This is a genomic window from Mesorhizobium sp. PAMC28654 (genome assembly GCF_020616515.1).
Lineage (GTDB): Bacteria > Pseudomonadota > Alphaproteobacteria > Rhizobiales > Rhizobiaceae > Mesorhizobium.
In genome coordinates, this window is sequence record NZ_CP085135.1 from 1024060 (window position 1) to 1036357 (window position 12298).

Sequence of the window (12298 nt, forward strand, 5' to 3'; positions counted from 1 at the left end):
TGGAAAGTCGGGCGTTACTTGAAGGCGACGCCGCTCTTGCAGCCAACTTTCTTAAAGACAATAGCTGCCGGGCACCAGCCGGTAAGCGAAGCCTGCACCATGTTGAGCCCGGCAAAGCCGGTCAGCAGGAACCAGTAGGGAGAATAGTAATAACCGAGCGCGACGGAGATCAGCACCATGAACCCCGCGAACATCAGAACTGCCTTGTCGATCGTCATAATCTTGTCTCCTGAAATCTGCGCCGTGCCTATTCGGCCGGCTCCATGTGAATGGCCTTGAGCTTCTTGATGCCGAGCAAGTCGAGTGCCAGTCCCTCGTAGAAGGTCTCGCTCTTGCCCTGACGGACCTTGTGCAGGAAGTATTTCTCGAACCCGACCTTGGCCGCGTGCACCCACTTACCCTGCGATGACCAGTTGACGTTGCGTGGCGGGATCTGCGGCTGCGCCACGAAGGCAATGCCTTCGTCGCCGAAGTCGGCCAGGCAGACAGCATTCCAGGTCGCGACAGCCCGCGGTTCCTCGCCGCGCAACAGTGCGCTAATGTTTTCCGCCGTCGCAGTGACCATGGATTCGATCATGAAGCCGGTCTTTGGAACACCAACCGGCAGCGGCGTCTTGCCGACTGGGGGAATGGCGACGCAGACGCCGATCGAAAAGATGTTCGGATAAGTCTGGTTCCGCTGATGCTTGTCGATCGTGACGAAGCCGCGCGGATTGACCAAGCCCTCTATGTCCTTCACCGCCGGCACACCACGGAAGGCCGGAAGCATCATCGAGAAGGTGAACGGCAGGTCGTGCTTGGCCTTCACCGAACCGTCCTCGTTCACTTCCTCCACATGCATGGTTCCAGCGTCTACTGACGACACCTTGGCGTTTGTGATCCACTTGATGTGCCGATCGCGCATGGCACTCTCGAGCAGACCCTTGGTATCGCCGACGCCATCCAGGCCGAGATGACCGATATAGGGCTCCGGCGTCACGAACGTCATTGGCACCCGGTCGCGCACCTTGGCCCTGCGCAGCGCGGTGTCGAGGATGAAGGCGAATTCGTAGGCGGGTCCGTAGCAGGATGCCCCCTGGACGGCGCCGACGATCACAGGGCCCGGATTGCGGACGAGTTCATCGACCTTCGCCTTGGTGGCGGTCGCATGGTCGATGTGACAGATAGACTGCGTATATCCAGCAGGTCCGAGGCCGGGCACCTCATCGAATGCGAGATCCGGCCCGGTCGCGATGATCAGGTAGTCGTAGTCGACAAGCGTACCGTCATTGAGCTCGATCCGGTTTTCCTTCGGATACACTTTCTTGGCGCCCTCGGGTTTGAGCGCGATATTGCGCCGCTTGAAAATTGCGGCGAGGTCGACAGAGATGTCGTCGCGGTTGCGCCAGCCGACCGCCACCCACGGATTTGAAGGCACGAAGGAATAGGATGTGCCGAGATTGACGACTGTGAGGCTGTCCTCGCTACGCAGCTTCGCGCGCATTTCATAGGCCATGATGGTTCCGCCAAGACCGGCTCCAAGGACGACTATGTGTGACATGGGGTTCCTCCCGATGTTTCTCGTTCCAGCAAACTGACAGCAAGGCAGCAGGCTTGTGTTGATCTGGCTCAATTTCCCAAGGCGGGCGGCCCGATTGTAAGTCGTGCCGTTCGCAAGCCAGACCGATGGGCTTGCATTTAACATTCAAAGATTATAAATTCAAGAGTATGAATGTAAGAGAGATGATCCCGGCTTCGGGAAAGGCAGCGGACCTGCTCAGGAGCCTATCCCATCCGCAACGGCTGCTGGTCCTTTGCGCGTTGGGGAAGGATGAGCGCTCGGTGGCGGAGCTGCGCGAACTGCTGGGTATTGACCAGGTGCCGATGTCGCAGCAACTCATGCGCTTGCGGGCTGACGGCCTGGTTGAATCGCGCCGCGATGGCACGACCGTCTACTACCGCATCACCCGGCCAGAAGTCCTCACGGTTGTCGAAGCGCTTCATTCGGCTTTCTGTTCCTGACGAGAAGCGATGGCGACAACCCTCGCCGTCGCTCGCCTGGCCAAATTGAGCAGAAGGCTTCGAATATCTCAAAGGCGGCACAGGGCCGGATTCGCAGGAAACAGGAGAATTACAATGTTTGGATTTGGAACGCGGTCGGCAGCCAGGACGCTGACCCCGACGCAAGTGCGCCAGAATGGGTGACGCCGTCACGCTTGTGGACGTCAGGGAGGACGGCGAGTGGGCGTCTGGGCATATAGCCGGCGCCGTCCATATTCCATTAAGCAGGCTTCGTGACGAGATGGACCGCATTCCATCCGGCAAACCCGTCGTGTTTTATTGCCACGCCGGCGGCCGGTCATCGCAAGCGATAGCCATCGCCATGGCTGCGGGACAGGCGCACGACACGCATAAGGGCGGCGGCATCAGCGCCTGGCGTGCGCAAGGTTTCCCGTCGGCAAGCTGATAGCGACGGCGTTTTCGAATAAGAGGTCAAGTTGCGGCCCAGCGGAACAGAAAATGATCCTCGCGGTTGGGAGCATGTCCATGGACGTCGCGGCGGAAGGCACAACTGCCCCGGCCGGCGTCAGTCAACGAAGCCGCTCAATCCATGTGCACCGCACAACCTGGAGCGCCAAGCCGAAAGGTCACTGAGTTTGCCTTCAAAGCTGTCTTTTAAACGGGACCGACGGTGTGTTGACCTTCCATCTACCGGAAGGTCTACGTTCCCCCGCGACCCGGAGATTTCAGCCATGAACATTGGTATCGCGTCCGAAAAATCAGGCTTGCCGCCCAAAACTATCCGGTACTACGAGGATATCGGCGTCAGAGTGGTCGAGGTCGGCACCGGCAACGCCGATATCCCCGCCTACAAGAGCATGGCGATTGTCGACGTTGTCTTTCAACCCGGCGCACACGCTCCGGCAACGATGATGGACAACGACATGGTCTGCACCATTACCGCCGGTACATTTACAATCAAGAAAGCGGACAAGGAATTCAAGCTCAAGGAAGGCGACATGTATACTGCGCCAAGGGTAAGACCGACGAGGCGACGAACACAAGCAAGGCGGTCGGCGTGCACCGCATTGCCGTCCTGATCCCTGCATAGGAACTGGATTCCGGCCGGACGGTCGATCGGCTGCATGCCGTCATGAGTCCGGCCGGAGCTTAAGAGCCAACTTGCCGCAACAATTTCCAACCTGGTACGGCTCGCCGTCGCCGGGCCTTCCAACCATCATCGAAAACCGCGCTTGACCTTCCAGCAACTGGAACCACTAGATTGGCGGAGGAGATAGTCACTGCGTGACGTGATGCGCATTGTCGACGTGCGGGCATGCCTGCCGGACCGAGTTCATCGTCGCTTTCGAGAAGGAGATTTCCATGAACATTGGCCTCGCGTCAGAAAAATCCGGTCTGCCCTCGAAGACGATACGCTACTACGAGGATATCGGCCTTCTGCGCCCGGCCCGGACGGACAATGGCTATCGTGACTATTCGGCCGCCGCCATTCACCGCCTGCGCTTTCTGCAGCGCTCGCGCAGTCTCGGGTTTTCGGTCGACGAGTGCCGCCAGTTGCTGTCGCTCTACCATGACAAGGACCGCGAGAGCGCCGACGTAAAGGCGGTCGCGCTAGCCAAGCTGATGGAGATCGACAGGAAGATCGCCGAGCTGATTGGACTGCGGCATCTGCTGCATCACCTTGTCGAGCACTGTCATGGCGACGACAGGCCGGACTGCGGATCAAGGGCTATGCCCTGCGACCGCTCTATGGAACTCCGTGAAAGGAGTTCGCCATGACCACTTTGAAGGACCTCACCCCGAAATTCCGCAATGTCCGGTTGCTGCTCGCCCGCGAGAAAGGTCATCCGGAAGGCGACCGCGAAGAGGGCTATGACGTGCTCGCTCCATTGACCGGCGAAGGCCAGATTGATGCGGAAGAGTGGAAATCGCACAAGGCCTCTTGCCGTGTTCGCCGGTTTCGCAATGGCGAGGAGGATTTGATCGGCCGACTGAGGCGCAAGCCCGGCGGGCAATGGTATTTCGACTATGCCGACGGCGATCGCGACGACGAGATCGGCTTCCATCTCGGCGATGAACGGTTCGTGACAGGTGAGTACGTGTCGATCGAACGCAACGGCGCCATGCACACCTACCAGGTGGCACGGGTCGAACGGCCTTGACGCCTCGGGCCAAGCTCCCTGCGAGTAGACCATGTCGCGACGCATCCTGATTGTGGTCGGCCATCCCGACCGGTCCCCGGACCGCCTCTGCCGCGGTCTCGCCAGGGCCTATGGCGAGGGCGCGGAGAAGGCGGGACACGCCGTCCGCCAGGTCGATCTGGCAGCGCTCGATTTTCCGATGCTACGCACGATGCAGGAGTTTGAGCACGGTGCGGTGCCCGACAGCCTCAAGGACGCCGCCCAAGCGATCGTCTGGGCCGAGCACATTGTCTTTTTCTTCCCGCTATGGCTCGGAAGCATGCCGGCCATGCTCAAGGCATTTCTGGAGCAGGTGATGCGACCAGGAACAGCCTTTGCGTACCCAGACAAGGGCAGCGGGTTCACCAGGACGCTGCTTCGCGGCCGCTCTGCGCGCGTCGTGGTGACGATGGGCATGCCTTCTGTTCTTTACCGCCTATGGTTCCTCGGACACGGCATCGCCGGCATGCGGCGAAGCATCCTGCATTTTGTCGGCATCAGTCCGGTGCGCGAGACCTTGTTCGGCATGGTCGCTGGCGCCAGCGATGCGACCCGCGCGAAATGGATCGGACAAATGCGCAAGCTCGGTGAGCGTGGGCTTTAGCTGGCGATCCAGGAACCGGGACCGCGGTTCAAAGCCATGCTTTGCCGGCGCCGCAAATAAAGCCAGAGCCACCAGGCCTTATGCGGCGCCCAAACCGGCAAGACTGCGATCCAGGCAAGCTTCGAAACTGCGACAGTCGCAGGTTCCGGCCAAGAGGCTGCCGGCTTTAGGGCCTATGGATCGACGGTAAATTCGGCCCACATGCCGGCTCCATAGTGACCTGGCACGTTGCAGATAAGCAGGTATTTTCCAGCCTTCAGTTCGACGGTCAATGTGCCTGATTTGCCGGGATCAAGCTCCGAAACTTCGCCCTTGTCGCCAGCCTTGTCTTCGTCGACCCGGTTCTCGGCCTCAAGGTAAGGAAGCGGCTTGCCGGGATCGGCAAGGTACATCACGATCATTTCGTGAACGGTGTCCTTGGAGTCATTCTTCACATTGAACGTGACCTCCCCGGCCTTCACCGCACCGGGCAAAGCTTTGATGCCCATAGTCGCCTTGGCGAGATCGAGCCCCGGCGTCGCATAGGCGAGCCCCATCGGCATCTCGGTACTCGCGCCCTTGTCCCATAGCGAGACCTGGACAAGCGCAGCAGCATGGACGGCGCCGGTACTGCCGGCCATGAACAATGCGGCGGCAAGCCCGAGCGCAGCTCTCCTCGATATGATTTTCATGGCAATCTCCTTCAAGACGGCAGCCGAAGTGCTCTACGTCCCGACCGTCATCCTGCTCGTGGAGGCATCTGCCGTCCTTGCGCCAAATCAAACTGACCGGCGCAAGCCCATCAACGGGCCCGATGATCTGTCAGCCAGTTGTCAGGTTGAATTGGCTATGTCGCACCAATGACGGTGAAATCGCCGTCTGACACGACCGATTGAAATCCCAACCGCAGGCGCAACATCCGCGCCCAACTTCCCGAATGGAGCCATCATGTATCGCACACTCGTTCTCGCCGCTCTCGCCGGCATGGTTGCAGGACCGGCGCTCGCCGCCGGCGGCAGCTGCAGCACCGCCCCGAAATCGCAGTTCAAGCCCAAGGCAACGCTCGAGGCGCAGTTGACCGGTGAAGGCCTCACCGTCCGCCAGGTCAAGGTCGAGAAGGGCTGCTACGAAGTCTATGCGGTCGACAAGGCCGGCAAGAAAGTGAACCTGGCCTACAATGCCGAGACCCTTGAAAAGCTCGAAAATGCCGAAGCCGGCGAGAACTGATCAGACCGTTCCGGCCGCCATGGACGCGCAGCCATCTCCAGAGATGGTGCGCGTCTGGGACCGTGTCGTGCGGAGTTTCCACTGGGCGCTGGTGATCAGCTTCGTCACTGCCTGGCTCACTTCTCATTCCTCGGAGGACATTCACCATTGGGCCGGCTACGCCTCTGCCGCACTGGTCGCTATGCGGCTCTTGTGGGGCATTCTAGGCACGCCCTATGCGCGGTTCTCTCAATTCGTGCGTGATCCAGGAACAGTGCTACGCTACCTCTCGGCGTTGCTGAGCGGTCGCGAAGCCCGCTACATCGGCCATAACCCGGCCGGCGGCGCGATGGTGATTGTGCTGATTGCGGCTATGGGATCAACCGCGCTGACCGGCTGGCTGATGACAACGGACGCCTATTTCGGGGTGCCGTGGGTCGAGGCCGCGCATAGCGTGGCGGCGCACGGCCTGCTGATGCTCGTCTTCCTTCACATTAGCGGCGTCGCGCTGGCAAGCTTTCGCCATCGCGAAAACCTTGCCCGGGCCATGGTCACGGGGCGAAAACGCAAAGCCGAGCGCACGGATATCGCCTGACGATCTGCCAATGCACAAGCCCGTTTCGCATCCTCAACAATTTGGGGGAACGGGCAGATCCCGCTCGTTGATTGTCAATCACGGCACAAGGACGGCGGCGCCGCTCAATCTCCCTTGTCTCAGATCGTCCAACGCCCGATTGGCCTGTTCCAGCGGATAGACTCTGGTATGCGTGCGAACCCGCGCACTCTTCGCAACGGGAAAGAACTCTTCCGCGTCGCGGCGCGTCAGGTTTGCTACCGACATTAGTTCCCGTTCTTCCCAGAGCAATTCGTAGGCCATCGCAGGAATGTCACTCATGTGGATGCCGCCGCAAACCACCCGGCCACCCTTGCGGACAGCGCCAAGCGCGATCGGCACCAGGGCACCAACAGGGGCGAAGATGATTGCGGCATCGAGCTGCCTGGGCGGAGATTCATCCGAACCGCCGGCCCAAGTCACACCGAGCGAGCGGGCGAATTCCTGCGCTTGCCTATCGCCCGACCGGGTGAACGCGAACACCTCACGACCTTGCCAGATTGCGATCTGGGCGACGATATGCGCAGCGGCGCCGAAGCCGTAGACCCCGAGCCGCTTGCCGTCGCCGGCTTTCTTCAGGCACCGCCAGCCGATCAGGCCAGCGCAAAGCAACGGCGCCAGGGATACGGCGTCGACATCCGGGTCCAGATCGAAGGCGAATTGCGCGTCGGCAATGACATGACTGGCGAAGCCGCCATCGCGTGTATAGCCGGTGAAATCTGGCTGAACGCAGAGATTCTCATTTTCTGCGACACAGTAAGGACAATGCCCGCAAGTGTGCCCCAGCCAAGGCACGCCAACTCTGCGCCCGATCCTGGAACGCGCAACGCCCTTGCCGACGGAATCGATGATGCCGACGATTTCGTGACCCGGGATGAGCGGCAGTTTTGGATGACGAAGATCACCATCAATGACATGCAGATCGGTCCGACAGACAGCGCATGCCTCGACCTTCAGCCTGATCTCTCCCGGCCCAGCTATGGGATCGGGCCTGTCGACCAGCTTCAAAGGGGCGCCGACCTTTTCGAGCACCATCGCTCTCATGACCGCTCCTGAGTGTGCCGCATTGAATAAGGGAAGCGGATCGTGATCCGCTTCCGTTCGACGTTCCAATGCGTCAAGCGATTGTAATGTGATCTTCGACCATACGCACTCCGGGCACGGCCCAAGCCGCGCGCTCCGTTGTGCGGCGTTCGGCCCAGCTGTTGACCTTGCCTTTCAGGGTAACCTTGCCGTCGGACACGTTGACTTCTATCACTTTCGACTCGACTTCCGCACTGCGTTTCAAGGCATCTTCGATGCGCTTTTTCACATCGGGCGCCGTTGCGTGTGGCAGCACCTCGATGCTGTTGTGCACGCCGAGCACGCCAGCCAGATATCGAATGGCGGCGTACGCTGCGGCTCTCTGGTACTGCCAGGCCACCTTACCAGTGAGTGTCACCCAGCCATTCTGGACCCTCACCAGTACCGCTCCGTCGGGAACGACGGTGTTCCAGCTGATCGAGTGCAGAGCACGCTTGGCGATCTCGTCGTCAGCCGTAACATTGCTGCCGAAGGGCCGGACTTCGATTTCCTGCGCGATACCCTTTACGCCCTTGACGCGGCGCACCGCCTCTTCCGTCGTTGCCTTCTGGGCATAGGTCGATACGTGGCCGGTCAGAGTAACCACGCCGTTGTCGACGGCGATACCGATGTTGGCTGCGTCGATGCTCGGCTGGAACTCGAGTTCATCGATAATGTCCTGCCTCAAAATATTGTTGTTCATGATTGCACCTTTTTTCGGGAGCGGGCCGCGCTCGCCTGGTTGACCGTCTGATTATGGACACGTCACCACGAAAGAGCGTTGATGGAGATCAAAGGATCTCTGATCGAGCGAGACGCGCATTCTTTCCCAGTTCGCACCTTTTAGAATTGCAATCGCTTTTTGACCCGCATCAAAGCTGCCGGCCCTATCTTGCTGTTCATTGCCTCCCATCAGAGCCTTCAAATTGGGGAGAGCATCATGACTACGGCTGATATCAACATTCCTGTTCGGAAAGTCGCGACCGCGACGCCGACGAAGCTTCGACTGGGTTCCCTGGCCGCACTGGTGATCGGTTCGATGGTCGGCTCCGGCGTTTTCAGCCTACCGCAGAACATGGCTGCTGGTGCTGGTCCCCTCGCCATCCTGATCGGCTGGGCGATCACCGCGGTCGGCATGCTGGCGCTGGTCTTCGTCTATCAATCGCTTGCCACCCGCAAGCCCGAGCTCGACGCCGGGCCCTACGCTTACGCCAAGGCCGGCTTCGGTCCCTTCATCGGCTTCAACAGCGCCTGGGGTTACTGGATCAGCGCCTGGGTCGGCAACGTCTCCTACGCGGTGATCGTGTTCAGCGCCCTCTCCTATTTCTTCCCGGCCTTCGGCGACGGAAACACCTGGCAGGCTGTGCTCGGTGCGTCGATCTTGTTGTGGCTCATCCACATCCTGGTGCTCGCCGGCATTCGTCAGGCCGCCGTCGTGAATCTCATCGTCACGGTGGCAAAGATCGCTCCGATCGTGCTGTTCGTCGGAGTTGTTGCCGTCGCCTTCAAACTGCAGGTCTGGTCCCTCGATTTCACCGGTCTGGGCAACGCCAGTCTCGGTTCGATCACCGCACAGGTGAAGAGCACGATGCTGGTGACCCTGTGGGTGTTCATCGGCATCGAAGGCGCGAGCGTCTTTTCCGGCCGTGCCGAGCGTCGCAAGGACATCGCCACGGCGACGGTTCTCGGCTTCTTCACCTGTCTTGCGCTCTACGCCCTGGTGTCGTTGCTGTCGCTCGGCATCCTCAGCCAGCCTGAGCTCGCCGCACTGAAGAACCCCTCCATGGCCGGCGTACTGGAGGCTGTTGTCGGACCCTGGGGTGCCATCCTCATCAACATCGCGCTTGTCGTGTCCGTGATCGGCGCGTTCCTGAGCTGGACGCTGCTTGCGGCAGAAATTCCGCATGTCGCCGCCAAGGACGGCACGATGCCGAAATTCTTCGGGCGCGAAAGCGCGCGCGGCGTGCCGTCGACCTCGCTTCTGATCACCAACCTGCTCGTCCAGGCATTCCTGGTGATCACGCTTTTCGCGCAAAGCACCTACCAGGCACTGTTCTATATCGCGTCGGCCGCAATCCTGGTGCCTTACATCTTTTCCGGGGCCTACGCGGCCAAGCTCGCGCTGACCGGAGAGAGCTACGAGAGTGGCGACCAGCGCGTCGGTCCCCTTTTTGCCGGTTTTCTGGCAACGGTCTACGGGCTGTGGCTCGTCTACGCGGCGGGGCCGGCATACCTGTTCATGTGCGCGATCCTTTATGCGCCCGGCATCATCTTCTACATCTGGGCGCGCCGCGAAACCAACCAGCGCGTGTTCCATCCTGTCGAAGCCGCACTCGCGGCAGCCCTCGTCGCCGTCGCCATCCTCGCTGTCTACGAAATGTGGACCGGCGCCGTCAGCCCCCTGTGAGAGGATCGGCACGATGACAAACCTGGGTGTCCACTCCGAGGTCGGCCGGCTGCGCGAGGTGATGGTCCATCGACCGGATCTCAGCCTGCGCAGGCTGACGCCGGAGAATTGCAAGGCGCTCCTCTTCGACGATGTGCTGTGGGTCAAGCGGGCTCGCCAAGAGCATGACGTTTTCGTCGATGCGTTGCGCGAACGCGGCGTGCTGGTGCATTCCTTCGGGGAGCTCCTGGCTGAGACAATGAGCCTGGCGAAGGCCCGCGACTGGCTTCTCGACCGCCGGGTTCATCCCGGCGTCGTCGGGCTCGACATGGTCGACGAGATGCGCGGATGGCTCAACGAGATGCCGTCGGAACAGCTGGCGTCTTACCTAGTCGGCGGCATTGCCCGGGCGGAGCTTCCTTTCGAGCCCAAGGGCCTGACCGGGAGGACGCTCGCGCCGCAGGATTTCGTGCTGCCGCCGTTGCCGAACCAGCTTTTTACTCGTGACAGCTCCTGCTGGATCTACGGTTCGGTCTCGGTCAATTCCATGTACTGGCCCGCGCGGCGCCCGGAAGCGGCCAATGTCGAAGCCGTCTACCGCTTCCATCCCCGCTTTCGCGACAGTGGCATACCCTTCGTGTCGCCAGATTTGGGCACCGGCACCAGCCTTGAAGGCGGTGATGTCATGCCGATCGGGGGTGGAACGGTTCTCGTCGGCATGGGGGAGCGCTCCACGCCGCAGGCCGTGGGAGGCCTTGCGCGCAGTCTGTTCGCGGCCGGCGAAGCAACGCGTGTGATTGCTGCCCTGATGCCCCGCGACCGCAGCTTCATGCATCTCGACACCGTCTTCACCTTCTGCGATCGCGACCTCGTCACGCTGTATCCGCCGGTGGTCGACCGGCTGCGCACCTTCTCGCTGCGGCCGGGCGACGCAGAGGCAGCGGTCGAGGTCACTGATGAGACAGAGCCATTCACGGCAGTCGTTGCCGAAGCGCTTGGATTGAAATCGCTGCGGATCATCGCCACCGGTGGCGACCGCTACGAGGCCGAGCGCGAGCAATGGGATGATGGCAACAATGTCGTGGCGGTCGAGCCCGGCGTGGTCATCGGCTACGACCGCAACGTCTACACCAACACGCTGCTGCGCCGTGCAGGAATTGAAGTGATCACGGTCGAGGGCGCCGAACTGAGCCGCGGTCGCGGCGGCGGGCACTGCATGACCTGTCCGATTGTCCGCGACCCGATCTGACCCGAAAGGAAATCCCATGTCGACCAATCTTCATGGCCGCTCCGTGCTCTCGCTGGACGATCTCACGGCCGACGAGATCCGCTTTCTTCTCAAGCTCGCCGCCGATCTCAAGGCAGCCAAGCTCGCCGGGCACGAGATTCCGCGTCTTGTCAGGAAAAACATCGCGCTGATCTTCGAGAAGGATTCGACGCGCACACGGACGGGATTCGAGGTGGCAGCCTATGATCAAGGCGCCCACGTCACCTATTTCGGCCCCACTGGCAGCCATATCGGCCACAAGGAATCGATGAAGGATACCGCCCGCGTGCTCGGCCGGATGTATGACGCGATCGAATATCGCGGCTTTGGTCAGCATCAGGCTGAACTGCTTGCCGCGCATGCCGGTGTGCCTGTTTACAACGGTCTCACCGACGAAGCGCATCCGACGCAGATCCTCGCCGATTTCATGACCATGCGTGAATTCACGCACAAGCATCTTTCAGACATGACCGTCACCTTTGTCGGTGAGGGCCGGGATAATGTCGCGCTGTCGCTGGCGCTTGGAGCAGCCAAGGTCGGCATCGACATGCGCATCGCCTCGCCAAGGGAACTCTGGCCGGATGAGGAATTCTGCGTCCATGTCCGGGATCTGGCGGAGCGTAGCGGCGCCCGCTTCCGGCTCGACCAGGACGTGACAGGCTGCGTCCGGGATGCTGATTTCATCTACACCGACGTGTGGATGTCGATGGGCGAGGACAAATCGGGCTGGGCCGAACGTATTCGTCTTTTGACGCCCTACCGCGTCACCAGCGAGGTGATGGCTGCCGCCGGCAACCCCCACGTCAAATTCATGCATTGCCTGCCGGCATTCCACGACACCGATACCGAGATCGGCGCCTTCGTTGCGAAGGAATACGGTATCGACTGCATGGAAGTCACGAACGAGGTGTTCGAGTCGGCTGCGTCGATCGTCTTCGACCAGGCCGAAAACCGCATGCACACGATCAAGGCCCTGCTCGTCGCCACGATCGGTAACTGA

The 12298-nt window shown here is 60.8% G+C and carries 17 protein-coding genes; 12 read left to right on the forward strand and 5 right to left on the reverse strand.

Features of this window, described 5'->3' with window-relative positions:
* Positions 1 to 14 precede the first annotated feature (14 nt).
* Positions 15 to 218 (reverse strand): DUF2892 domain-containing protein, encoded by a 204-nt coding sequence (locus LGH82_RS05105; protein ID WP_227347549.1) that lies wholly within the window; start codon positions 216 to 218, stop codon positions 15 to 17.
* Between the two features lie 29 nt (positions 219 to 247).
* The gene (locus LGH82_RS05110; protein ID WP_227347550.1) at positions 248 to 1540 is read right to left on the reverse strand and encodes an NAD(P)/FAD-dependent oxidoreductase; all 1293 of its coding nucleotides are present in this window, start codon (positions 1538 to 1540) and stop codon (positions 248 to 250) included.
* 125 nt (positions 1541 to 1665) lie between these two features.
* Between LGH82_RS05110 and LGH82_RS05115 the strand changes: the two genes are divergently transcribed.
* The 6 genes from LGH82_RS05115 to LGH82_RS05140 all read left to right on the forward strand — a co-directional run bounded on the left by LGH82_RS05115 (position 1666) and on the right by LGH82_RS05140 (position 4785).
* Complete coding sequence (locus LGH82_RS05115; protein WP_227347551.1) at positions 1666 to 2001, forward strand: ArsR/SmtB family transcription factor; 336 nt, start codon at positions 1666 to 1668, stop codon at positions 1999 to 2001.
* Between the two features lie 175 nt (positions 2002 to 2176).
* Positions 2177 to 2446 (forward strand): rhodanese-like domain-containing protein, encoded by a 270-nt coding sequence (locus tag LGH82_RS05120; protein WP_227347552.1) that lies wholly within the window; start codon positions 2177 to 2179, stop codon positions 2444 to 2446.
* Between the two features lie 286 nt (positions 2447 to 2732).
* Entirely contained in the window at positions 2733 to 3080 is a 348-nt protein-coding gene (locus LGH82_RS05125; protein WP_227347553.1) for a MerR family DNA-binding transcriptional regulator, read from the forward strand.
* A 283-nt stretch (positions 3081 to 3363) separates the two neighbouring features.
* Positions 3364 to 3780 (forward strand): Cu(I)-responsive transcriptional regulator, encoded by a 417-nt coding sequence (gene cueR / locus LGH82_RS05130; RefSeq protein WP_227347554.1) that lies wholly within the window; start codon positions 3364 to 3366, stop codon positions 3778 to 3780.
* The gene (locus LGH82_RS05135) at positions 3777 to 4163 is read left to right on the forward strand and encodes a hypothetical protein (RefSeq protein WP_227347555.1); all 387 of its coding nucleotides are present in this window, start codon (positions 3777 to 3779) and stop codon (positions 4161 to 4163) included. Before cueR ends, LGH82_RS05135 begins: the two co-directional genes overlap by 4 nt.
* Positions 4164 to 4194: 31 nt before the next feature.
* The gene (locus LGH82_RS05140) at positions 4195 to 4785 is read left to right on the forward strand and encodes an NAD(P)H-dependent oxidoreductase (protein ID WP_227347556.1); all 591 of its coding nucleotides are present in this window, start codon (positions 4195 to 4197) and stop codon (positions 4783 to 4785) included.
* 173 nt (positions 4786 to 4958) lie between these two features.
* On the opposite strand, the gene LGH82_RS05145 is transcribed toward LGH82_RS05140, so the two are convergent.
* Positions 4959 to 5456, reverse strand: coding sequence for a sulfocyanin-like copper-binding protein (locus LGH82_RS05145; RefSeq protein ID WP_227347557.1), 498 nt, complete (start codon positions 5454 to 5456; stop codon positions 4959 to 4961).
* Between LGH82_RS05145 and LGH82_RS05150 the strand changes: the two genes are divergently transcribed.
* The 3 genes from LGH82_RS05150 to LGH82_RS05160 all read left to right on the forward strand — a co-directional run bounded on the left by LGH82_RS05150 (position 5455) and on the right by LGH82_RS05160 (position 6565).
* A complete protein-coding gene (locus LGH82_RS05150; protein WP_227347558.1) occupies positions 5455 to 5628 on the forward strand; it encodes a hypothetical protein in 174 nt (57 codons plus the stop codon). The genes LGH82_RS05145 and LGH82_RS05150 overlap by 2 nt on opposite strands.
* 84 nt (positions 5629 to 5712) lie before the next feature.
* Complete coding sequence (locus LGH82_RS05155) at positions 5713 to 5991, forward strand: PepSY domain-containing protein (protein WP_227347559.1); 279 nt, start codon at positions 5713 to 5715, stop codon at positions 5989 to 5991.
* A gap of 43 nt (positions 5992 to 6034) precedes the next feature.
* A complete protein-coding gene (locus tag LGH82_RS05160) occupies positions 6035 to 6565 on the forward strand; it encodes a cytochrome b/b6 domain-containing protein (RefSeq protein ID WP_227349488.1) in 531 nt (176 codons plus the stop codon).
* Positions 6566 to 6643: 78 nt separating this feature from the next.
* On the opposite strand, the gene LGH82_RS05165 is transcribed toward LGH82_RS05160, so the two are convergent.
* Together LGH82_RS05165 and LGH82_RS05170 are read right to left on the reverse strand one after the other, a co-directional pair.
* On the reverse strand, positions 6644 to 7627 hold the full coding sequence (locus LGH82_RS05165) for a zinc-dependent alcohol dehydrogenase family protein (protein ID WP_227347560.1): 984 nt from the start codon (positions 7625 to 7627) through the stop codon (positions 6644 to 6646).
* 73 nt (positions 7628 to 7700) lie between these two features.
* Positions 7701 to 8348 (reverse strand): BON domain-containing protein, encoded by a 648-nt coding sequence (locus LGH82_RS05170; RefSeq protein WP_227347561.1) that lies wholly within the window; start codon positions 8346 to 8348, stop codon positions 7701 to 7703.
* 237 nt (positions 8349 to 8585) lie between these two features.
* Between LGH82_RS05170 and arcD the strand changes: the two genes are divergently transcribed.
* Genes arcD through argF form a run of 3 tightly spaced genes read left to right on the forward strand, consistent with a single transcriptional unit; the run spans position 8586 to position 12298 of the window.
* On the forward strand, positions 8586 to 10052 hold the full coding sequence (gene arcD, locus LGH82_RS05175; RefSeq protein WP_227347562.1) for an arginine-ornithine antiporter: 1467 nt from the start codon (positions 8586 to 8588) through the stop codon (positions 10050 to 10052).
* 13 nt (positions 10053 to 10065) lie between these two features.
* On the forward strand, positions 10066 to 11280 hold the full coding sequence (locus LGH82_RS05180) for an arginine deiminase (protein WP_227347563.1): 1215 nt from the start codon (positions 10066 to 10068) through the stop codon (positions 11278 to 11280).
* Between the two features lie 16 nt (positions 11281 to 11296).
* Entirely contained in the window at positions 11297 to 12298 is a 1002-nt protein-coding gene (argF, locus tag LGH82_RS05185; protein WP_227347564.1) for an ornithine carbamoyltransferase, read from the forward strand.